The sequence below is a fragment of the Pediococcus stilesii genome, assembly GCF_001437075.1.
GTDB lineage: Bacteria > Bacillota > Bacilli > Lactobacillales > Lactobacillaceae > Pediococcus > Pediococcus stilesii.
This window is the reverse complement of the sequence record NZ_JQBX01000022.1, coordinates 1-23,912: the sequence shown is the minus strand read 5'-3', so window position 1 is coordinate 23,912 and position 23,912 is coordinate 1. Positions and strand designations below refer to the sequence as shown.

Below are 23,912 nucleotides of genomic sequence, written 5' to 3'. Positions count from 1 at the left end.
TCGGTCTGTTATTGGGTGCTTACATAGCTTTCGACCTAAACAGCGCTTTATTCTGCTTTAAGCTATTAAGCAAGACTTTCCATGATAATGGTTGCAGTTTCTTCGATCGATTTATTAGCAGTATTGATTACCAAACATCCGATTTTTTTAAAAAGGTCATCGGCATATTGTAGTTCTTTGTTAATGCTATCCATATTAGAATACGTCGAATCAGGATTTAATCCGTATGAGATCATTCGTTGACGACGAATATTATTGAGAACTTCTTTTGTAGTTGTTAATCCAAAGATTTTATTTTTATCAACTTTCCAAATTTCATCCGGAATTTGAGCCTGAGGAACGAGAGGCAAATTAGCAACGTTATAGCCTTTGTTAGCAAGATAAAGTGAAAGAGGTGTTTTAGAAGTCCGAGACACCCCTAAAAGGACAATATCGGCCTTTAAAAAGCCTGCAGGGTCTTTACCGTCGTCATATGTAACCGCAAATTCCATTGCTGAAATCTTATCAAAATAGTTTTCATTAAGTGAATGACGCCGGCCAGGTTTATTAGCGGGTTCTAAACCGGTCTTCTCAATAAATAAATCAATTGCGGGGGTGAGCACATCTAAATATTTAAGCGTCTTATGATTGCAAAAATCTTTCGCAAATTGATTAAGTTCAGGATTAACTAGGGTTGAAAAAACCATTGCATCTTCTCTAACCGCTTTATTTAAAATGCTATCTAAAAGTGAAATCGTTTGGGTGAATGGATAACGCGAGAATTTAAAGTCTGCTTCTAAAAATTGTGCCGCTGCTGCGCGAGCTACTTGGTCACCGGTATCACCAACTGAATCTGAAATAACGTAAACATTAATTACTTTTTTTTCGTTTGCCATGTTGTTTAACTCCTATGTCTTTTGGTATGATGGTAACATAATTGTTTTAATTTAGAAAACGTTTTCGGTGAAAGCCAGGTTATCGTTAAAGTTATTAATCTTTATGTTGACGGTGTAGATTAGTTCAGTTATAATGTTTAAGAAACATGAGTGCTTTGAGAGCACAATATTGTTATTTCAAAGCTCGGAGGGAGGGAATTACATTGTCAAAAACAGTTATTCGCAAAAACGAGTCACTTGATGACGCTCTTCGTCGCTTTAAACGTACGGTGTCAAAGGCAGGTACTCTACAAGAATACCGCAAACGTGAATTTTACGAAAAACCTAGCGTAAAACGCAAGTTGAAATCGGAAGCTGCTAGAAAACGCAAGAACAAAAAGCGTTTCTAATCCGATCATCGCTCCTGACTTTCAGGAGCTTTTTTTGTATACTAAGGAGATCTATTTAAAATGAATTTTGCAGAACAAATTAATACTGATTTAAAAACGGCGATGAAGGCCCATGACAAGGTGGCTTTGAGTGTAATTCGGATGATTAAATCCGATATTTTAAATGAAAAAGGACGCGTTGGTCGTGAATTAAACGATGATGATTTTGCTGCGGTTATCAATCGAGCATATAAACAACGCAAAGATTCAATTAATGAATTTCAAAAGGGCGGTCGAGACGATCTTGTTCAGGAAACCGAAGCAGAGCTAAAGATTGTTGAAAAGTATATGCCAAAACAATTATCTGAAGCTGAAATACGCGAAATTGTTAACATGGTCATTACTGAAACAGGAGCAACTTCAAAGGCAGACTTTGGTAAAGTTATGGCGAAGTTAATGCCACAGGTTAAGGGGAAAGCGGACGGTTCCAAAGTCAATGAGATAGTTAAGAACGCCTTAAGTTAGGGGACGACTACGTGACTGAAGAAGTATTTGAAAAAAATTTGATTTTATCTGATCCAAATTTAGAAATTTCGTTACTTGGAAATCAAGAACGATTTATTCCAATTTTAGAAGAAGGCATGAATGTTAAAATTTTACCCTTTGGTGAACGCATAACCATCAAGGGTGCCAAAAAAAATGTTGATGAAACGTATGATATTCTGCAAACCCTTCTAAAGGTTTTGCGATCAGGAGTACAACTTAATAGTACAGACTTTGTAAGCGCAATGAAGATGGTTGAAAAGGGAACTTTGAATTACCTTCCAGATTTGTATTCGACGGTTTTGATTAAGGATGCCAAGGGTAAACCAGTCCGAATTAAAAATTTTGGGCAACGTCAATACGTACAATCGGTAAACGAGAACGACGTAACGTTTGGTATTGGACCAGCAGGGACAGGAAAAACTTATTTAGCTGTCGTTATGGCTGTTGCGGCCTTAAAAAAGGGTGAAGTTGAAAGAATTATTTTAACCAGACCAGCGGTTGAAGCAGGAGAAAGTCTTGGATTTTTACCAGGAGACCTGAAAGAAAAAGTAGATCCATATTTGCGTCCGGTGTATGATGCTTTATATCAGATTATTGGGGCTGAACATACCGCTCGTTTATTAGATCGTGGAGTGATTGAAATTGCACCACTTGCTTATATGCGTGGGCGAACGCTCGATAATGCTTTTGTGATTTTAGATGAGGCTCAGAATACGACTAATCAACAAATGAAAATGTTTTTGACTCGGCTTGGATTTGGTTCTAAGATGATTGTAAATGGTGATGTTACTCAGATTGATTTACCGCGTGGGACTCGAAGCGGCTTGAAAGAAGCTCAGATTGTGTTACAAGGTATTAGCAAAATTGAGTTTGTTAACTTTACAGCAAATGATGTTATTCGCCATCCGGTCGTAGCGAAAATCGTTCAAGCGTACGATGATAAAGAGTCGAAAGGATAATATGATGGATATTCAACTATTTGATCATACTGAAAAAGAACCACAACAACATTTAGATTTAATTGCTGACATCCTTGAGTTTGCGGGCAATTATCTTCATTTAGATGAAGAGACCGAGATTTCGGTTACTTTAATGCATAACGATGAGATTCATCAAATCAATAAAGAATACCGTGGGGTTGATCGCCCGACGGATGTCATCAGTTTTGCGATTAATGATGCAGATGAAGATATCATTATGGATCCGGAAATGGCTGAAGAGATTCCAGAAAACATTGGTGATCTGATGATTTCAGTTGATAAAGTCGCTGAACAAGCTGAATTTTTAGGACATTCCTACGAACGAGAACTTGGTTTCCTCTGTGTTCACGGATTTTTGCATTTAAACGGTTATGACCATATGGAAAAAATCGATCAAGAAAAGATGTTTCCACTTCAAAAAGAGATCATGAATGCTTATGGCCTTAAAAGATAAGAGACAAATCGAGAAGAATCATTCATTATTTCAATCATTGAAGCATGCTTCGGTTGGATTAAAGAATGTTTATCATTCGGAACGAAACTTTCGACACCATGTTTTAATTGCTTTATTAGTGGTGGTTGCAGGTTTAGTTTATGCTTTGAATTTCATGGAATGGGCGCTTATTTTAGGTTGTATTGCGGCCGTTTTAGTTGCTGAAATTTTTAATTCCGCGATTGAACGATTGGCAGATCTAGCATCACATGGACGATATCATCCATTAATAAAACAAGCGAAAGATTTTGCGGCCGGCGGTGTTTTAGTTACGGCGATTTTTGCTGCAGTCATTGGCTTAATTATCTTTGGACATAAAATTTTTTAAACTAAAGAAATGGATAAATAATTAATTATGGAAGAAAACACACAAACTTTTCATTCGGGATTCGTAGCCATCGTTGGTCGTCCGAATGTTGGAAAATCAACTTTTTTAAATTATGTCATTGGGCAAAAAGTGGCAATTATGAGCGATGTTCCACAAACAACGAGAAATAAAATCCAAGGTATTTATACGACTGATCAAGAACAAATTGTTTTCATTGATACCCCCGGAATTCATAAGGCACATAATAAACTCGGTGACTTCATGGTTCAATCTGCAATGTCTTCACTAAAAGAAGTTGACGCTGTCATGTTTATGGTGAATGCTAACGAAGCTCGAGGAGCCGGAGACAATTATATTATTGAACGCTTAAAGAAGATTACGGATCGCCCAGTATATCTCGTTATCAATAAAATTGATTTAGTTCATCCAGATGAGCTATTGCCAATTGTTGATTCATATAAGGATGCTATGGATTGGACGGAAGTTTTTCCGATTTCAGCACTTCAGGGAAATAATATTAACGAATTGATATCAACATTAAGTAAACAAATGCCGGAAGGACCTAAGTATTATCCTGATGACCAAATTACGGATCATCCAGAGCGCTTCGTCGTTTCTGAATTAATTCGAGAAAAGGTTCTACAGTTAACTCGTCAGGAAGTGCCTCATTCTGTTGCAGTGGTGATTGAAACCATGAAATCAAATGATGACGGACTGGTGAATATTCAGGCAACAATTATCGTTGATCGTTCTTCACAAAAGGGCATCGTAATCGGTAAGGGCGGAAAGATGCTGAAAGAGATTGGTAGTCGGGCTCGGGTGGATATCGAACATCTGCTCGGGAGTCGGGTCTATCTCGAACTCTGGGTAAAAGTCTCTGAAGGATGGCGTGATAAACAGGGAATTCTCCAATCTTTTGGATACAAAAAGGATGAGTACTAGAAGTGACGACGATTGCTAATGCTAATTTTACTGGAATGGTTATGTTTGAGCGAAGTCATCGTGAAAATGATCTATTAGTTAAATTCTTAACACGTGAGTATGGTAAGAGAATGTTTTTTATCAAAAATGCTAAAAGGGCCGATTTCAAATTGAGATCGGCCGTTTTGCCCTTTAGTTATGGTAAGTATACAGGACTGATTCGAAGTAGCGGTCTCTCTTATGTTAACGCTGCGATTGATGTTCGCCAGTTTGAAAATATTTTCCAAGAAATTGAATTAAATGCGTACGCCACTTTCATTATTAATTTAATCGACGCAGCGTTTGAAGATAATTTAAAAATTGAGTCCTGGTATGACAGAATAGAACGTGCCTTAATATTAATTGATACAGGAAATGACGCGGAAATTGTTAGTGATTTAATACAAATTCAGCTACTAAACTCATTTGGAATTTCAATTACGTGGGATCGTTGTGTTGTTTGTGGTCGAAATGACCTTCCGCTGGATTACTCTGAAAGCTTTGGTGGAATGCTATGTCGAAACCACTGGGAAAAGGACTCTCATCGGTGGAATTTAAGTTCTAAGAGCTCTCGGATAATTAGAATGTTAAGCATGATTAGTATCTTTAAACTGGGACAAATATCAGTTTCTGATACGACAAAAGCTGAAATTTGGCGACTAATGGATAGCATCTATAAAGATCAGGTAGGAATCAATTTAAAAAGTAGAAGTTTTATTGACCAAATGAATAATTGGAAAGCATAATTCAATTTGACAATTAGTGAAAATTCTTCTATCATCATTGTAGTTAAAGAATAGGACAGCGAAGAACGAAATGAATGTATGATTCTCAAAGCGAGACTGGAAGGGTGTGAGCCGGTCAGAATTGATTCATGTGGCATTTGGAGTCCGTAACCAACTAAAGTTGCCAGTGATAGTTGTAATTTGCTGGAAGTAGGGTGGAACCGCGATTAAAATGTCGTCCCTACGTAGTGTGTTTTAAAACATACTACGTAGGGATTTTTTTGTCCATTCATATTCTAAGGAGGAAATTATGAGTAAAAAACTTTCGGTCCAAGAAATTATTTTAACGCTACAAAAGTACTGGGCAGACCAAGGATGTATGTTAATGGAAGCTTATGATACTGAAAAAGGTGCTGGAACGATGAGCCCGTATACTTTTTTGCGTGCGATTGGTCCTGAACCATGGAATGCGGCCTATGTTGAACCATCACGCCGACCAGCCGATGGACGTTATGGAGAAAATCCGAACCGTCTATACCAACATCATCAATTCCAAGTTGTAATGAAGCCTTCTCCTGAAAATATTCAGGAACTTTATTTAGGAAGTTTAGAAGCTTTAGGAATTGATCCATTAGAACATGACATTCGATTTGTTGAAGATAACTGGGAAAATCCATCAATGGGATGTGCTGGTGTTGGTTGGGAAGTATGGCTTGATGGGATGGAAGTTACTCAATTTACATACTTCCAACAAGTTGGTGGACTAGAGGTCCATCCGGTTACTAGTGAGGTAACATACGGCCTGGAACGCCTTTCTTCCTATATTCAAGATGTTGAATCTGTCTTTGATCTTGAATGGGGGAACGGGGTTTCATATGGAGATATTTTCAAGGAACCCGAATATGAACATTCAAAATATTCATTTGAAGAATCTAACCAGGAAATGTTGGAACAAATGTTTAACGATTTTGAGGGCGAAGCAACGCGCTTGATCGGTGAAGGATTAGTTCATCCGGCTTACGATTATATTTTAAAATGCAGCCATACCTTTAATTTGCTCGATGCTCGTGGAACTGTTTCAGTCACTGAACGAGCAGGATTCTTATCAAGAATTCGAAATATGGCTCGTAAAGTAGCAAAAGCATTTGTTGAAGAACGCGAGAAACTTGGATATCCATTATTGAAAAATAGTGAGGAGGGAGCAGAATAATGACACATAATTACTTACTAGAAATTGGATTAGAAGAAATCCCTGCACATGTTGTAACACCAAGTATTAAACAATTGGTTCAAAAAGTTACGGCCTTTTTGAACGAGAATCATTTGGAATACGATAAAATTGATCATTTTTCAACTCCGCGTCGTTTGGCAATTAGAATTAATGGCCTGAGCGATCAACAACCAGATGTTGAAGAAGACGCCAAGGGTCCTGCTCGTAAAATTGCACAAGATGCAGATGGAAATTGGACTAAAGCAGCAATCGGTTTCACTAGAGGTCAGGGTGTGACCGTTGAAGATATTACTTTTAAGAATATTAAGGGTACTGATTACGTCTACGTTCATAAATTAATTCGGGGGAAGAAAACTAAAGCCATTTTGCCTGAAATAAAAGATGTTATAAAGTCAATTAATTTTCCAACGATGATGAAGTGGGCTAATTTTGATTTTAAATATGTTCGTCCGATTCGATGGATGGTTTCAATTTTAGACGATGAAGTTCTACCATTCAAAATTTTAGATGTTGAGGCTGGTAAAGCAACGCGCGGACATCGCTTCTTAGGACATGATGTTGAAATAAAAAATGCCGATGAATATGAACAAAAGTTGCGTGAACAATTTGTAATAGTCGATGCCAAAGAACGTAAGCAACTAATCTCCAATCAAATTAAGGCCATTGCGGAAACAAATAACTGGAAGGTTACACCTAATTTGGATTTACTTGAAGAGGTCAATAACTTGGTCGAATGGCCAACAGCATTTAATGGTTCTTTTGACCAAAAGTATCTTTCAATTCCAGACGAAGTTTTAATTACTTCAATGCGTGACCACCAACGTTTCTTCTTTGTTCGTGACCAAAAAGAAAATCTTTTGCCTAATTTTATTTCTGTCCGAAATGGAAATGATGAGTATATTGAAAACGTTGTTCGTGGAAACGAAAAAGTATTAACGGCCCGGCTTGAAGACGCAGCATTTTTCTATAATGAAGATCAAAAACATGATATCGGTTATTATGTTGACCGTCTAAAACGGGTAAGTTTTCATGATAAGATCGGAACAATGTATGAAAAAATGCAAAGAGTTAGTTCAATTGCAAAGGTTCTTGGAACCGAATTAAAGCTTGACTCAAAAACTATGGATCATGTTGCACGCGCGGCATCAATTTATAAATTTGATTTAGTTACCGGAATGGTGGGCGAATTCTCTGAATTACAAGGTGTAATGGGTGAAAAATATGCTCAATTAATGGGTGAAGATCCGGCCGTTGCTCAGGCAATTCGTGAACATTATATGCCAAGCAGTGCTGAAGGTAATTTACCAGAAAGTACTGTAGGAGCAGTTCTTGCGTTGGCTGATAAATTTGATAATATTTTCAGTTTCTTTGCTGCCGGCATGATTCCAAGTGGTTCAAATGATCCATATGCCCTTCGACGTCATGCGTATGGGATTGTTAGGATCTTAAATAGTCGCAATTGGAATGTCGATTTGAATAGCTTAGATTTAGACGTTGAACAGCAATTAATTGTTGATAATACAGCGTTTGGTGTTGACGTTACTAAAAACTTTGATAAAATGTTGCAGTTCTTTAATGATCGAATTAAGCAATTTTTGGAACACCAAGAGATTAGCTATGACATTATTGAAACAGTGTTGTCTAGTACGCAGCACGATGTAACTAGACTTATCGAATCTGCTGACATTTTGGCTAAGGCAAAGCTTAATGAAGACTTTAAAAATGAAGTTGAAGCTTTAACGCGTGTTCAAAGGATTTCAACCAAAAATGATGTTTCTGATCAAAACCTGGATGTTAACCCTAGTCTTTTTGAAAATGAAACTGAAAATCAACTATTTGATCAGATCGTTAGCATTGAAAAAGATACTTCAGATTCTATTACGAAGTTATTCAATAGCTTGGTTGCTTTGGCACCGTCAATCACGGACTATTTTTATGCTACAATGGTAATGGATAAAGACGAAACCATCAGGAAGAATCGCCTTAATATGATGACACGCTTGTCAAACCTGATTTTTAAGGTTGGTGACCTGACAAAGATACTAGTAAAATAATTGTTTTAAATAATTACACATTTTTTAATTAAAACAATTTAAGAGTTATGACAAATAAGTTTGAGAGTGGCTACAAGGTCCTTCACGAATATTAGAACTTTCGTCTAATATTGTGTAGCCGTTAGCTTCCCAAAATTTGTCATGACTCTTTTTATTTTTAGTTCCTTTAGTTCCTTTTATTAAAAATTACGAACTAATTATGGGGACACACAGAATCTGTAAAACGCTTACAATAATACAATGTTATGAGAAAATTAATTTAAATTAAGGATCGTAACTGTGAATAGCAGGCGAAACCAAGACGTTTAGGATGGTAAAGGGTAAAATTACCATTCCTGATTTGTCTTGGTTTTTTTCAAAAAAAGCGATTTACATAAAGTGGGTGATGGTAATAAAAATGTTGCTTGAATTTTAGTTAAAAGTTAAGGAATGTGAGGTAAGAAAATGAAGAACCAAAAAAGTATTTTTAGCATGTTGATAGCACTAATGACAGTTTTTATCTGGGGAATCATGCAAACCAATGCGGAAGCTAAAAGTTTAAAAGGCAAAGAGGTTGTAATATATTTGGTCCGTCATGGAGAAACAACGGCAAATGTCATGCATCGTGCTCAAGGGTGGAGCGACTTTACACTGACTAAGAATGGAGTGAAAGGCGCTCAGTATTTGGGAAGAGGATTAAAAAATATTCATTTTGATTCAGCGTATTCTGGTGATTTAACCCGTCAGGAAAAGACCGCGAAGGGAATTTTAAAGTATTCCAAAAATAATAAAGTTAAGCTGAAAATTGATTCTGGATTAAGAGAGGACAACTATGGAAGCTACGAAGGGCTTCCAGATGTTGGGAAAGCGATTCCTGACATTGCACACTATTATGGTTATAAAAATGGAGATGAGTTTTTAAAAAAGACAGGTAAAAATGCAATGAGTAAGATGCAAGATGGTTACTACAAATTGGACCAGAAAAATCGTCTTGATACGGAATTACCGTCTAAGTACCGCGCTGAAAGTGCTGAGATGGTTGAAAAAAGAATGAATAAATCACTCACTCAAATTGCAAAAAAGAATAAGGGGAATACACTAGTTGTTAGTTCAGGAATGTCGATAAGTTTATTTTTATCACAATTAAATTCATCCAAATATACGGGAGCCCCCATGAAAAACGATGCAGTAACTAAGTTAGTATATAAAGATGGAAAATTTAAGATATTAGGCGAGATTGGAACACTCAAGTACTTTACCCAGGGCAAAAAGGAAATTGAAAAATAATTTAGCAGGTTAAATGGCGACTATTGAATTTAAGAGGAGACATAGCGAAGGATTGTGCTATGTTTCTTTTTTTACAAATAACATGATGTAATTAAATATACATACTTGACAAAAATGTAAAACACAAGTGCAAATCAATTGCTTATAAATCCTATCTGCTGTAACATACTAATGTATGAGTTTATCTTTCGAAAGCGGGTGATGATATGGCCGGAATCATTCCGGAAGATGTGATTGATAATGTTAGAACATCTGTTGATATAGTAGACGTAGTTGGAAGATATGTCCAGTTAAAAAATGCTGGTAAAAATTTATTTGGTATTTGTCCGTTCCATGATGAAAAGACACCTTCATTCTCGGTTTCTGAAAGTAAACAAATTTTTCATTGTTTTAGTTGCGGACGTGGTGGGAATGTTTTTAAATTCTTAATGGATTTAGAGAATATTAGTTTTCCTGAGGCAGTCCGACGGGTTGCTGAATTTGGTAATATTTCTTTGGATCAACGATACTTTAAGTCTTCAAAACAGGCGACCTACACGCCAAATCAAAGCTCATTAATCGATTTATATGAAAAGGCTGCGGAACTATTCAGCCATGTACTTTTGAATACAAAACTTGGTGAGAATGCACTTAGTTATCTAAAGCAACGGGGCCTTTCGGAGAAAGAAATCAAGGATTTTAATATTGGTTTTGCGGCTCCGGAACAAGATTTACTTCTAAGTTTTTTCAAAGAACATAAAATTGATGACAAAACGATGGCGGAGTCAGGTTTGTTTATAGAAACTAGTGAACATGAGCTGCGTGACCGTTTTTTTAATCGGATAATCTTTCCAATCAAAGATTCAAATGGTAAAATTGTTGCTTTTTCTGGCCGGAGTTTGGTAAAAGATCCGAATCATCCGAAGTATTTAAATAGTCCAGAAACGAGTATCTTTAATAAAGGAAAAGTGCTTTATAATTTTTTCCAGGCCCGTTCTGAAATCATTCAAAGTAAAACGGTAATCCTTTACGAAGGCTTTATGGACGTTATTGCTGCTCACCGTGCCAATGTAAAAAACGGTATTGCTACGATGGGAACCAGTTTGACTGAAGACCATATTAACGCCATCAATCGGGTTGCCGATCGCGTTATCATCTGTTTTGATGGTGATGAACCAGGGCAAAGGGCGATTGCAAGGGCAATCGAATTGTTTCGAAATGATAGTAATTTACAAATAAGCGTTGTTTTTATTCCGGATAATTTGGATCCAGATGAATTCGTCAAGCAGCGCGGAGTTGAATCTTTTCAAAGTTTAATGAAGCAAACCGGCGAATCTAGTACTTCGTTTTTGCTTAAATACGACCGAATGGGTCTGAACTTGGCCAACGAAAATGATCAATTGGAATATTTGAAAAAAGCGTTGGCTCGCATTGGCGGATTGAAAGATGCTTTAGAACAGGACTTATATTTAAACCAACTTTCTGATGAATTTGGAATTGATAAAGGCGATTTGAAGGACCAGTTGCGGGAGAGTGTTGCCGATCGGCTTGCCCATCCCGTCAAACCTAGTTTTTCTAAGAGTGAGCAAGTTCCTCCTCCCGAATATAATAATTATCCGGAAGTTAATCAGAATTCACCTCAAAAGATGTCGAAGGTTGAGGTTTCCGAGTACCGTTTAATGGCCCGAGCGCTCAATAATCATGACGTGTGGCTAAAAGTTCAAGGTCTGCCAAAATTCTTCTTTCCAAATGATCAACTGGAAACAATCTACATGTTGGCCGACGGGTATCTTGAAAAAAATCGCGAGTATGATCCAGCTGATTTCATGGATTATCTTAAAGAGGACGATTTGCAATCGATTTTAGCTAATGTGGAATCAATTAATTTAAGTCCGAATTATACTGAGGAAGAGATAGAAGATTACATTAGTGTAATTCAGGATGATGCACCACTCAGCGACCAGATTGCGAGTGTAAAGTCCGACTTAGACGAAGCGACCAGATTGGGTAATAAGGCACTTCAAAAAGAATTGGCAGTAAAATTAATTGATCTGTACCAAAAGAAGCAAGAGCTTCAAAACAAATAGGGGGATCAGCATAAGATGGCAGAGAAGAAAACTGAAACAAAACAAAAGAAGAGTGAAAGCGTAATTTCATCACCAGAATTTAAAAAAGCAGTAAACGAAATTATTAAAGCCAAAAAGAGTGAAAAAAAGGTTAAGTACACGCAACTGACCAAGGATTTAATTGCTAAATTTAAATTAACGGATGAAGATATTGATGATCTTATCCAACGAATTGAGGACGCCGGCATTAGTGTTGTCGATGAAAACGGTGATCCAAGTGAAAAGGCATTAAAAGCTCAAGAAATTTCAAAAGAAGAACTAGACGACACCAAAGCACCGGCCGGAGTTAAAATTAATGACCCTGTTCGAATGTATTTAAAAGAAATTGGTCGAGTTTCACTTTTAACTGCTGACGAAGAAGTTGCGCTAGCCCTTAGAATTGAAAAGGGAGACGAACGCGCTAAACAAGAGTTGGCTGAGGCTAACTTACGTCTGGTAGTTTCAATCGCTAAAAGATACGTTGGTCGTGGAATGCAATTCCTTGATTTAATTCAAGAAGGTAACATGGGACTAATGAAGGCCGTTGAAAAGTTTGATTATCAAAAGGGATTTAAATTTTCCACTTATGCGACTTGGTGGATCAGACAAGCAATTACGCGAGCAATTGCTGACCAAGCCCGCACGATCCGAATTCCTGTTCACATGGTTGAAACGATCAACAAACTAATTCGTATTCAACGTCAATTACTTCAAGACCTAGGTCGTGAGCCAATGCCCGAAGAAATTGGGGCCGAGATGGATATGCCATCAGATAAGGTTCGCGAAATTCTAAAAATTGCTCAAGAACCAGTTTCATTGGAAACTCCAATCGGTGAAGAGGACGATTCACATCTTGGCGATTTTATCGAAGATCAAGAAGCAACAAGTCCTGCAGATCATGCTGCGTACGAATTATTAAAAGAACAACTTGAAGGTGTTTTAGATACCCTGACAGATCGTGAAGAAAATGTTTTACGTTTAAGATTCGGTCTAGATGATGGACGGACGCGTACTTTGGAAGAAGTCGGAAAAGTTTTCGGTGTAACTCGAGAACGTATTCGTCAAATTGAGGCAAAGGCTTTACGCAAGCTACGTCATCCATCAAGATCTAAACAATTAAAAGACTTTTTAGATTAAGACAATTAGGGAGGTTTTATACAAGTCACAATGATTTGTATGAAGCCTCTTTTTAGGATGCTATAATTTAAGTACTAAAAATACTAGGAGTTTATTTTATGAATTCAAATAATTTATCACCGAGATTAAAAGTTGTTGCTGGTTTAGTTCCTAAGGGTTCTAAAGTTGCGGATATCGGGTCCGATCACGCATATTTGGCAATTAATCTGGTGAAGCGCGGCATCGCAATTGGCGGTGTTGCTGGCGAAGTTGCTAAAGGACCATTGACTAATTCGCGAAATGAAATTATAAAAAATGCAGTAGATACGAAAATTGATGCGCGACTCGGAGACGGATTGGCAGTGATTGATGACGCCGATGATATTGATGTAATCTGTATTGCTGGAATGGGAGGCCTATTGATTCGAAGAATTTTGGATGAGGGTCTAGAGCGACTCAAAGGGGTAACAAGATTAGTTTTACAACCTAATGTTGGGGAATACGAATTACGCGAGTGGTTAATCAACCATAATTTTAAAATTACGGATGAAGAAATTGTGGCTGAAGATTTTCATTTATATGAAATCATAGTTGCAGAACCGGGACAAATGAAGTTGAGCGAACAACAATTAATTTTTGGACCAATTTTGATGAACAAAAACAACCAGGTTTACCAAAATAAATGGAAAAAAGAGCTTTTACGTTTGGAAAAAGTTCAGAAAAATTTAGAATCTCATCCCCGCCATGGAGAAGAAAAACTAAGAAAAACAAAATTACAAATTAAACGAATTGAGGAGATGTTCGATCATGTTAGCACAACAATTAATTAGCCGTTTTGAATTGTTTGCGCCGAAGGAAAGTGCCTTTGCTGGCGACCCGATTGGCTTACAAATCGGAAATGTTCAGCAAACGGTTCATCGAGTTTTGGTAACTTTAGATGTACGTCCAGCGGTTGTCGAAGAGGCAATCAGCAAGAAATGTGATTTTATTTTTTCGCATCACCCACTAATATTTAGACCGATCAAAAGTTTAGATTTGAGTATTCCACAAAATCAAATGTATGCCGATTTAGTAAAACATTCAATTGTAGTTTATTCGGCACATACAAATTTGGATGTCGCAAATAATGGTATGAATGATTGGCTCGCCGAAGCGATGAATTTAAAGAATGTCAAAGCTGTCTACTCAAAGCATTATGATACAAATATCGGTCGGTTAGGACAACTTTCAGAAAGAACTAGTGTGACGCAATTTGCACAAAGCCTAAAGCAAACTTTCGACCTACAAGGACTTCGCGTAATCACACCAGATCGGCAAAAATTAATAAAAAAGGTAGCAGTTGTAGGCGGTGATGGGGGTAAATTTTATCCTGAAATGATTCAAAGCGGTGCCGATGCTTTTGTTACGGGAGATGTATACTATCACACCGGGCATGATATGTTAGCTGATGGTTTAAGCGTCTTTGACGTGGGACACAATGTTGAAAAAATTTGCATTCCAATGTTAAGTCGAATGTTTAATAAATGGAATGATGCAAATCAATGGGGAATTGAAGTTGTTGAATCAACAACGGACACCAATCCATATCAATTTATGTAATATGATTGGAGGTAGGATATGAATCCTGAAAAAATGACGACGGCTTTGCAAGAAGGAATAAGTGAAGCACAACAGGTAGCGATTAATCGTCAACACCAAGATATTGGCGTGCCAGAACTACTTAAGTTTTTAAGTCAACCGGATCAAACGTTAGGAACAATCTTGACTGATCTCGGAATTAATAACGTTGAAGTACAACAAGAAATTGACCAAGAATTGGACCAAATTAGTGTTATCAGTGGTGAGCAGGTAACCTATGGTCAATCAATTTCGATGGAATTAAATCAATTATTAGTTAGTGCGGATCAATGGCGAAAAAAACAGAATGATGATTTTATTGCCGTAGACACCCTTTTAATTGCAATTTTTGACCTAAATCAAAATAAATTTAAGGATTTTTTAATACGACACAAATTGAATCAAAGTATTGTTCAAAAAAAGGTCGATGAATATCGTGGAGGTGAAAGGGTGACATCCAAGGAGCAGGAAAGTGGTTATAAAGCATTAGAAAAATACGGAACGGATTTGGTGAAACGTGCACATAATGAAAACCCCGATCCGATAATTGGTCGAGATGAAGAAATTTTAGACGTAATTCGAATTTTATCCCGAAAAACGAAAAACAATCCGGTTCTAATTGGTGAACCTGGCGTTGGAAAAACGGCAATTGTGGAGGGATTAGCTCAACGAATCGCTAAAGGTGATGTTCCTAGCAATTTAGCTAAAAAGTCAATTGTGTCATTGGATATGGGATCATTAATTGCAGGAGCCAAGTATCGTGGTGATTTTGAGGAACGATTGAAAACGGTATTAAAAGAAGTATCCAAGTCGGATGGACAAATAATTTTATTTATTGACGAAATTCATACGATTGTTGGAGCCGGTAAAACTGAAGGAAGTATGGATGCGGGGAATTTATTAAAGCCGATGTTGGCTAGAGGAGAACTTCATTTGATTGGAGCAACGACGCTAGATGAATATCGGGAAAATATTGAAAAAGACAAGGCCTTAGAACGCCGTTTTCAGCGGGTGCTAGTCAAGGAGCCCTCGATTGAAGACACCATTAGTATCCTAAGAGGATTAAAAGAGCGTTTTGAAATCCATCATGGGGTTCGAATTCATGATAACGCTCTGGTAGCTGCTGCAAAATTATCGAGTCGATATATTACGGATCGTTTTTTACCGGATAAGGCAATCGATCTAATCGATGAAGCTTCGGCGAAAATTAAGGTTGAAATGAATTCCAATCCGACAGAATTAGACCAAGTTAACCGCCAATTATTGCGTTTACAAGTCGAGGAACGGGCACTAAAAAATGAAGAGGACACTGAATCCATCAAACGATTGCAAAATCTTCAAAAAGAACTTGCGACAACGAAGGAAAATAAGACAAAATTGGAAGCCCGCTGGTCTGCTCAAAAGGAAGAGTTGACAAGGATTGCGGCCAAAAAAAATGAGCTTGATAAAGCTAAGCATGACCTACAAGAGGCTGAAAGTTCATACAATTTAGACCAGGCTGCTGTTTTACAGCATGGAACGATTCCAGCGCTTCAAAAAGAACTGAGTCGATTAGAAGATCAATCCGAAAATGATCATCAAAATTGGTTGGTGGAAGAATCTGTTACCGACAGGGAAATTGCGCAAACAATTAGTCAAATGACCGGAATCCCAGTTGCCAAGCTGGTTGAGGGTGAACGAGAAAAGTTGTTACATTTGGCTGATAAACTTCATGAACGAGTTATTGGGCAAGACGAAGCAGTACAATCTGTTTCAGACGCCGTTTTACGTTCGCGAGCTGGATTGCAAGATCCTAATCGTCCAATCGGTTCATTCTTGTTTTTAGGACCGACTGGTGTCGGAAAAACGGAGCTTTCGAAGGCCCTTGCTGAAGCTTTGTTTGATTCAGAAGACAATATGGTTAGAATTGATATGTCCGAATATATGGAGAAGGAGTCCGTATCACGTTTAGTCGGAGCTGCTCCCGGTTATATCGGTTACGAAGAAGGTGGTCAATTAACAGAGGCTGTCCGTCGCAACCCTTATTCAATTGTGTTATTTGATGAAATCGAAAAAGCACATCCCGAGGTGTTTAACATCTTACTCCAAGTGTTAGATGATGGACGCTTGACTGACGGTCAGGGTCGAACGGTCAACTTTCGAAATACCATCTTAATCATGACGTCAAATTTGGGGTCAGAGCTCCTATTGGAGAACCGTTCAGAGTCAACGATTGATCCTGATGTCCGTTCAAAAGTTGAAGATGTTCTGCACGGTTATTTTAGACCTGAATTTTTAAACCGAATTGATGATATTATTATGTTCACGCCTTTAAGCAAGCAGGATGTCCGATTAATTGTAAAAAAACTTGTTGATAATCTTTCAAATCGACTACAAGACCAAGAAATTAAGTTAACAATCTCGGATGATGCGCAGGACTTTATTGTTGATCAAGCTTACGATCCGGCATTTGGTGCTCGCCCATTACGTCGATACATTACTAAAAATGTTGAAACCCCGCTGGCAAAGGAAATCATTAGTGGTCGGGTTCAGACGAAGTCACATATTGAGATTGATGTATTAAATGATCAATTAGTTTTTCAAAATCATTAAAAAAAGATGCAACTCTCGGAAAAATCCGAAATTTGCATCTTTTATTTTTTAGGTTTTGAAAGCAATGGAATCATGTTTGAAGTAATCAGTGCTACAATTGCTGCAATTACACCAATTTCTAGAGGTTTGTATGGTAATGCATCTAATGCACCGCCAATATACCCGATAACTTCGCCAAAAATAAATGCCCAAAAAATAACTATAATTTGTTTCATTTTAATTGGCTCCTTTCTAAACAAAAGTAATTTTAGCACAAAAAAGATGGAAAATAAATTAAACTTAGCTTTTTTGATATGGTGGTAATTTTTAGTATAATTAATACAAAAAGGAGGGGTAAGAATGTCATTTGTTCCATTGCAGGTGTTAAGTTCTTATAGCCTATTGTCCAGTCCCATTAAAATCAATGATTTAGTTGTTGCTTCTAAAGATCGTGGCTATCAGGCAATGGCCCTCACCGATAATAATACTATGTATGGAACGGTCGAGTTTTATCAAACGTGTTTAGCTAAAAATATTAAACCGATCGTCGGATTGACGATTTGGCTTAATAGTGCCGTGGGTATCGATAATGAGTTTGCATTAATTTTGATTGCAAAGAATGTGCAAGGTTATCGTAATTTAATGCAGATCAGTTCCTTGAAAATGACGCTTGATGCAAAGACAAATGCATTAAGCTTTGATGATATTAAGCCGTTACTAAACGGTTTGATCATGATTGTTCCACCCATTCGTTCAGAAATTGGAGAGTTGCTAGAACGCGGAATGCCAGAACGAGTGGATGAATTGATTGATCAGTACCAGGAGTCGGCTGATTCAAATACGCTTTATCTTGGCGTCAATCTTAAACAGACTAATATTATGAGACAAACCTTAGTACAAATTGCAAAGGATCATCAAATAGAATGTTTACCATTGCCACAGGTTGAGTATCTTGATGCTGAGGATCATTTTGCGACCCAAGTTTTAAAGGATATTGGTAGCTCGGAAGTAATTCAACATCCGGAGCTGTTGGCTAAGAACAGTGGTAGCAACTGGCTAAAGCCAATGGAAAGCTTCGAAAACGAATATTTGGAAAATGGCTATCAACAACTTGTTGAAAATTTGAATGCCGTAGTCGAATCGATTGATATGCAGATTCCATTTGCAAAACCGCAACTGCCTCAGTTCAATACTCCGGAAGGTCAGCCATCTAAAAAATATTTGGCAGATTTATGTCAAAAAGCACTTATTGAAAGTGCCAAAGCACAGGTGGCTGAATATCAGGAACGGTTAGACCATGAATTAGAAATTATTCAATCAATGGGTTTTTCAGACTATTTTTTAATAATCCATGATGTAATTCGTTTTGCAAAAGATCATCATGTGTTGGCTGGGCCAGGACGTGGCTCTGCCGCGGGTTCGTTAGTTGCCTATTTATTGGGAATAACGAGTGTTGACCCGATTAAGTATGGATTACTCTTTGAGCGATTTTTAAATCCAGAGCGAGCTCAAATGCCCGATATTGATCTTGATATTCCAGATGATCGGCGAGAATTCGTTCTAAAGTACGTTCATGACAAATATGGACACCAGCACGTCGGACAAATCATCACGTTTGGAACGTTAGCGGCCAAGCAGGCGATTCGTGATGTGGCGCGTGTTTTTGGCGAAATGCCAAATAAAATTAATCAAATTAGCGCATTGATTCCTAGCGAGTTAAATATCACTCTTGATCGGGCGATAAGGACATCAGGTCGATTACAAGACTTCGTTAATGAATCGGAACGAAATAAGTTTATGTTTGAGACCGCCAAGAGGCTGGAAGGCCTTCCAAGACACTATTCAACCCATGCCGCAGGAATTGTTTTGAGCCAAAAAGATTTGGTCGAGACCGTGCCAGTCCAAAATGGAAACGATGACATGCTGATGAGCCAATATTCAAAAAACTATGTTGAACGAGTTGGATTGTTAAAAATGGATTTCTTGGGACTGAGAAATTTATCCTTAATGGCTGATATTTTAAAAACGGTTTACAAAAATAATCCTAATTTTGATATTGAAGGCATTAATCTAAACGATCAAAAAACCCTCCGACTATTTCAACAGGGAGATACTAGTGGCATATTTCAGTTTGAATCGGCTGGTATTCGCAATGTTTTAAGAAAAATCAAACCCGATGCCTTTAATTTGGTTGTGGCAGTAAACGCTTTACACCGTCCAGGACCGATGGAAAACATTGATCGTTTTGTTAAACGCAAAGACGGCCAAGAAAATTATTCCTTTCCAAACAAAATACTAGAAAACATCCTCGGGGAAACCTATGGAATATTAGTTTATCAAGAGCAGGTAATGGAAGTTGCCTCGGCAATGGGAGGACTAAGTCTAGGGCAGGCCGATCTGTTGCGACGGGCAATGAGTAAGAAGAAACATGATGTGATAGAACAGATGCAAACCACTTTTGTTAACGGTGCCGTAAAGCGAGGATATAATGATAAATTAGCGGTGCAAGTTTATAGTTATATTGAAAATTTTGCTAATTATGGTTTCAATAAATCACACGCGGTAGCTTACAGTAAATTAGCATTTCAGTTGGCATATTTAAAGGTCCACTTTCCTGGTCCGTTTTATGCCGCTCTTTTAAATTCGGTTATTGGTTCCGATTTAAAAACGAAAGAATATATTCAAGAATTAAATCGTTTTGATGTGAAGGTGGTTGCCCCTGACATTAATTTAAGTCAAATGCAATACGCGTATCACGAAGGCGTGATTATGATGGGCTTCTTATCAATTAAGGGACTTCGTCGAGATTTTATTCGTGGCATAATTGAGGAACGCGATCAAAACGGTAAATTTGAATCTGTGGATTCTCTGCTACGTCGAATGCGTGATCGAGGAATTAACGAAGAGATTATTACTAAATTAATTTTTTCAGGGGCATTAGACGGATTTGGGTATAATCGAGCCGAATTGAACAATTTTTTACCAGAGTTACTGAAAGGAATTTCATTTAGTGGAAAAAGCGTTGATCTTTTTGAAAAACTAATGCCGACTATTAAGCGACGACCGGATCTCCCACTAGATGAAAAATTGGATCGAGAAGAAGAACTACTAGGAACCTACGTTTCGGCGCATCCGGTAGAACGATATTCTGGATTAATTAAAACGGGACATTTTAAACGAGTTAGCGATCTTAAGGATGGACAAGCGATTACAGTAATTGCTTACATTCGAAATATTCGGGTTATCCGGACTAAAAAGGGCGAAGAAATGGCTTTTATTACCATTAGTGATCAAACTGGTGAGTGTGAGGCTGTGGTTTTTCCAAGAATATACAAAAGCACTAAGATGTTGCAAAGTAAGCGTGTTTTACAATTTATGGGAAAGGTTGAAAGCCGAAATGATCAATTGCAATTAATCATTGAAAAAATAACCGCTCCCAAGCAAAATACTTTAAAATCTAAAACTTGGCTATTAAAAATACCAAGTCGAAAAAATAATCCTGAGTTTCAGGGTGAACTTTTTAATATTTTTAAGGAATACCACGGAAAAATTCCAGTCGTTCTAGTTTATCAGGATACGAATGAGCAAAATCAATTACCCGAAAAATTTGATCTGCAAGATAACGGTGAAGTAAAAGAACGATTAGCAGAATTACTTGGAAACGGGCAAATATCCTTAATTGAAAAATAAAAGAATAATTAAAGCACTTACATTTGTCGAAATGCAAAAATGGTACAGACAACTGTTTTCAAAAGTGATAGAATCAACAATGAAGTTTTGAAAAAACTCAATATTTCTATTTGAGGTGAAGAAATGAAACGAATTGGTATCATGACAAGTGGTGGGGATGCTCCCGGTATGAACGTAGCTATCCGCGCCGTTGCAAGAAAGGCTTTAAGCGCTGGACTTGAAGCTTACGGAATTAACTATGGTTTTGCTGGATTAGTCGCCGGTGACATCCACGAATTTAAGGCAACCGATTTAGACGACATGGTTTCACAAGGTGGAACGATGCTCTATTCTGCGCGTTACCCAGAATTTGCACAAGAAGAAAGCCAATTGAAGGGAATTGAACAACTTAAAAAGTTTGGCATTGATGCTTTAGTTGTTATTGGAGGAGACGGATCATATCATGGTGCGCTTCGTTTGACCGAACACGGTTATAATGCAATCGGTCTTCCGGGAACAATTGACAATGATATTCCTTTTACTGACTTCACTATTGGTTTTGATACGGCTTTGAATACTGCTGTTGACGCAATTGATAAGATTCGCGATACCGCAAAAAGTCATCAACGAGTCTTTGCTGTTCAAGTGATGGGACGTAAGGCTGCTGATATTGCGCTATGGGCTGGTGTTGCGTCTGGTGCAGATGCTATAATAGCACCAGGTTTTGACTACGATGTCGAAGCAATTGCTAACAAGTTGAAAAAGAACCGCGCAAACGGAAAAGATTACGGCATTATTGTGATTGCTGAAGGCGATGCAAACTCTGATGCTGCACCTGAGTTTGTTGAAAAACTTAAGCAATACGGTGATTTTGATGCACGCGCAACTGTAATAGGTCACGTACAACGTGGCGGAGTTCCAAGTGCTAAAGACCGTGTTTTAGCAAGCAAGATGGGTGCCTACGCTGTTGAACTTCTATTAGAAGGCAAGGGTGGCTTAGCAATTGGAATTTTGGATAACAAAGTCCAAGCCCACAACATGCTTGATTTGTTTGATGCAAAACATCAAGCGGATGATTCACTTTTCCAATTGAATGAAGATCTATCATTCTAAATTTATTTTTACTAACTTTTGGATAAAATGACCTAAAAGGTCTTTTATAATTTAAAATCAAGGGAGAGATTCTGTAATGAAGAAAACCAAGATCGTTTCAACACTTGGTCCTGCAAGTACATCAGTGGACACAATTGTTAAATTAATTGAAGCTGGTGCAAATGTATTCCGTTTTAACTTTTCACATGGTGACCACGAAGAACATTTAGGTCGTTATAACATGGTTAAAGAAGCTGAAAAGATTACTGGTAAATCAGTAGGTATTTTGCTCGATACAAAGGGTGCCGAAATCCGTACTACTGTACAAAAAGATGGCAACCAAGAATACCATACTGGTGATAAAGCTCGTATCTCAATGGATGATAGCTTAGAAACTACAAAAGATAAGATCGCCGTTACATACGATGGTCTTTATGATGATGTTCACGTTGGTGGACACGTTCTCTTTGATGATGGTCTTCTTGATTTTAAGATTGACGAAAAAGATGAAGAAAATCGTGAACTAGTTGTTCATGCAACAAATAACGGTGTACTTGGATCACGTAAGGGTACAAATGCCCCTGGTGTTTCAATTAACTTGCCTGGTATTACTGAAAAAGATGCTGATGATATTCGTTTTGGTCTAGAATCAATGAATATCAACTTCATCGCTGCAAGTTTTGTTCGTAAGCCTCAAGATGTTCTTGAAATTCGTGAACTATTAGAAGAAAAGAACATGGAAGACGTTCAAATCTTCCCTAAAATTGAATCACAAGAAGGTATCGACAATACTGACGAAATCTTAAAAGTTTCAGATGGTATTATGATTGCTCGTGGTGACATGGGTGTTGAAATTCCTGCTGAAAACGTTCCTTTGGTTCAAAAATCATTAATTAAGAAGTGCAATGCAGTTGGCTTGCCTGTTATTACAGCAACTCAAATGCTTGACTCAATGATTGAAAACCCACGTCCAACACGTGCTGAAGCTTCTGACGTTGCTAACGCTGTTTGGGATGGTACTGATGCTACAATGCTTTCAGGTGAAAGTGCTAATGGTGATTACCCAGTTGAAGCTGTTGCAACAATGGCTAAAATTGATCAAAAAGCTGAAAATGCGATGGCTGAAGACGGAAATCTTCAAATTAATACTTTTGATCAAAGCGATGTAACTGAAACAATTGGTGCTGCTGTTGCTCGTGCTGCTAAGAACCTTGGCGTAAAGACAATTGTTGCTGCAACACAATCAGGTTATACTGCTCGTATGATCTCTAAGTACCGTCCAGATGCTGACATTCTTGCTATTACATTTGACGACCGTACACGTCGTGGATTGATGGTTAACTGGGGTGTTCATCCAATCGTTGCTGATCGTCCAACAACAACAGACGAAATGTTTGAATTGGCTGCAAATAAAGCAGTTGACCTTGGCTTTGCTAAGGAAGGCGACTTAATTCTTGTTACTGCCGGTGTTCCAGTTGGTGAAAGTGGAACAACAAACATGATGAAATTACAACTTATCGGTTCAAAACTTGCTTCTGGTCAAGGAGTTGGTGATGAAACGGTTATCGGAAAAGCAGTTGTTGCTACTTCAGCTGAAGAAGCAAACAAGAAGGCTGTTGAAGGTGGTATCTTAGTTACAAAGACAACTGATAAAGACTACTTACCAGCAATTGAAAAATCAAGTGCTTTGGTTGTTGAAAACGGTGGTTTGACATCACATGCTGCAGTTGTGGGTATCTCAATGGGAATTCCTGTAATTGTTGGTGTTCAAAATGCAACATCAATTCTTTCTGATGACGAGTTGATTACAGTTGATTCACGTCGTGGAATTATCTACCACGGTGCATCAAACTCTCTATAAAGATTAATTTTGCTTAAAAGAGCCTGAGAACTTTATGTTCAGGGCTCTTTTTTTGGCTGTCCGTCAATTGGTGTGA

Annotated in this window: 20 protein-coding genes; 18 read left to right on the top strand and 2 right to left on the bottom strand. The window is 37.8% G+C overall.

Annotated elements, in window-relative coordinates; genetic code table 11:
* Positions 1–65 precede the first annotated feature (65 nt).
* Positions 66–875, bottom strand: a complete 810-nt coding sequence (locus tag IV81_RS08275; protein WP_057804144.1) for a pyruvate, water dikinase regulatory protein — start codon at positions 873–875, stop codon at positions 66–68.
* A 203-nt stretch (positions 876–1,078) separates the two neighbouring features.
* Between IV81_RS08275 and rpsU the strand changes: the two genes are divergently transcribed.
* From rpsU to clpB, 15 genes are all read left to right on the top strand, one after another.
* Positions 1,079–1,264 (top strand): 30S ribosomal protein S21, encoded by a 186-nt coding sequence (gene rpsU, locus IV81_RS08270; RefSeq protein WP_057804142.1) that lies wholly within the window; start codon positions 1,079–1,081, stop codon positions 1,262–1,264.
* 60 nt (positions 1,265–1,324) lie between these two features.
* A complete protein-coding gene (locus IV81_RS08265) occupies positions 1,325–1,768 on the top strand; it encodes a GatB/YqeY domain-containing protein (protein ID WP_057804139.1) in 444 nt (147 codons plus the stop codon).
* An 11-nt stretch (positions 1,769–1,779) separates the two neighbouring features.
* Entirely contained in the window at positions 1,780–2,748 is a 969-nt protein-coding gene (locus IV81_RS08260) for a PhoH family protein (RefSeq protein WP_057804137.1), read from the top strand.
* Positions 2,749–2,752: 4 nt separating this feature from the next.
* Positions 2,753–3,223, top strand: a complete 471-nt coding sequence (gene ybeY / locus IV81_RS08255) for an rRNA maturation RNase YbeY (protein WP_057804148.1) — start codon at positions 2,753–2,755, stop codon at positions 3,221–3,223.
* A complete protein-coding gene (locus IV81_RS08250) occupies positions 3,207–3,590 on the top strand; it encodes a diacylglycerol kinase family protein (RefSeq protein ID WP_057804146.1) in 384 nt (127 codons plus the stop codon). Before ybeY ends, IV81_RS08250 begins: the two co-directional genes overlap by 17 nt.
* A gap of 27 nt (positions 3,591–3,617) precedes the next feature.
* Complete coding sequence (gene era, locus IV81_RS08245) at positions 3,618–4,532, top strand: GTPase Era (RefSeq protein ID WP_057804135.1); 915 nt, start codon at positions 3,618–3,620, stop codon at positions 4,530–4,532.
* Positions 4,533–4,534: 2 nt separating this feature from the next.
* Positions 4,535–5,296, top strand: a complete 762-nt coding sequence (gene recO, locus IV81_RS08240; RefSeq protein ID WP_057804134.1) for a DNA repair protein RecO — start codon at positions 4,535–4,537, stop codon at positions 5,294–5,296.
* A gap of 289 nt (positions 5,297–5,585) precedes the next feature.
* Positions 5,586–6,485 (top strand): glycine--tRNA ligase subunit alpha, encoded by a 900-nt coding sequence (gene glyQ, locus IV81_RS08235; protein WP_057804132.1) that lies wholly within the window; start codon positions 5,586–5,588, stop codon positions 6,483–6,485.
* Positions 6,485–8,560 (top strand): glycine--tRNA ligase subunit beta, encoded by a 2,076-nt coding sequence (glyS, locus tag IV81_RS08230; protein ID WP_057804130.1) that lies wholly within the window; start codon positions 6,485–6,487, stop codon positions 8,558–8,560. The genes glyQ and glyS overlap by 1 nt, the downstream gene beginning before the upstream one ends.
* Positions 8,561–9,004: 444 nt before the next feature.
* Entirely contained in the window at positions 9,005–9,826 is an 822-nt protein-coding gene (locus IV81_RS08225; protein ID WP_057804128.1) for a histidine phosphatase family protein, read from the top strand.
* Positions 9,827–10,032: 206 nt separating this feature from the next.
* On the top strand, positions 10,033–11,892 hold the full coding sequence (dnaG, locus tag IV81_RS08220) for a DNA primase (RefSeq protein WP_057804126.1): 1,860 nt from the start codon (positions 10,033–10,035) through the stop codon (positions 11,890–11,892).
* Between the two features lie 15 nt (positions 11,893–11,907).
* Positions 11,908–13,047, top strand: coding sequence for an RNA polymerase sigma factor RpoD (rpoD, locus tag IV81_RS08215; protein ID WP_057804124.1), 1,140 nt, complete (start codon positions 11,908–11,910; stop codon positions 13,045–13,047).
* A 98-nt stretch (positions 13,048–13,145) separates the two neighbouring features.
* Positions 13,146–13,856 (top strand): tRNA (adenine(22)-N(1))-methyltransferase, encoded by a 711-nt coding sequence (locus IV81_RS08210; protein ID WP_057804122.1) that lies wholly within the window; start codon positions 13,146–13,148, stop codon positions 13,854–13,856.
* The gene (locus IV81_RS08205; protein WP_057804120.1) at positions 13,834–14,625 is read left to right on the top strand and encodes a Nif3-like dinuclear metal center hexameric protein; all 792 of its coding nucleotides are present in this window, start codon (positions 13,834–13,836) and stop codon (positions 14,623–14,625) included. Before IV81_RS08210 ends, IV81_RS08205 begins: the two co-directional genes overlap by 23 nt.
* Before the next feature lie 18 nt (positions 14,626–14,643).
* Positions 14,644–17,235, top strand: coding sequence for an ATP-dependent chaperone ClpB (gene clpB, locus IV81_RS08200; protein WP_057804118.1), 2,592 nt, complete (start codon positions 14,644–14,646; stop codon positions 17,233–17,235).
* 41 nt (positions 17,236–17,276) lie between these two features.
* Here the strand turns inward: clpB and IV81_RS09230 are convergent, their stop codons facing one another.
* The gene (locus IV81_RS09230; RefSeq protein ID WP_083484709.1) at positions 17,277–17,450 is read right to left on the bottom strand and encodes a YjzD family protein; all 174 of its coding nucleotides are present in this window, start codon (positions 17,448–17,450) and stop codon (positions 17,277–17,279) included.
* Positions 17,451–17,574: 124 nt separating this feature from the next.
* Between IV81_RS09230 and dnaE the strand changes: the two genes are divergently transcribed.
* The 3 genes from dnaE to pyk all read left to right on the top strand — a co-directional run bounded on the left by dnaE (position 17,575) and on the right by pyk (position 23,836).
* Complete coding sequence (gene dnaE / locus IV81_RS08195) at positions 17,575–20,904, top strand: DNA polymerase III subunit alpha (protein WP_057804116.1); 3,330 nt, start codon at positions 17,575–17,577, stop codon at positions 20,902–20,904.
* Positions 20,905–21,027: 123 nt separating this feature from the next.
* The gene (gene pfkA, locus IV81_RS08190) at positions 21,028–21,996 is read left to right on the top strand and encodes a 6-phosphofructokinase (protein ID WP_057804113.1); all 969 of its coding nucleotides are present in this window, start codon (positions 21,028–21,030) and stop codon (positions 21,994–21,996) included.
* Positions 21,997–22,072: 76 nt separating this feature from the next.
* Complete coding sequence (pyk, locus tag IV81_RS08185; protein ID WP_057804111.1) at positions 22,073–23,836, top strand: pyruvate kinase; 1,764 nt, start codon at positions 22,073–22,075, stop codon at positions 23,834–23,836.
* Positions 23,837–23,912 lie beyond the last annotated feature (76 nt).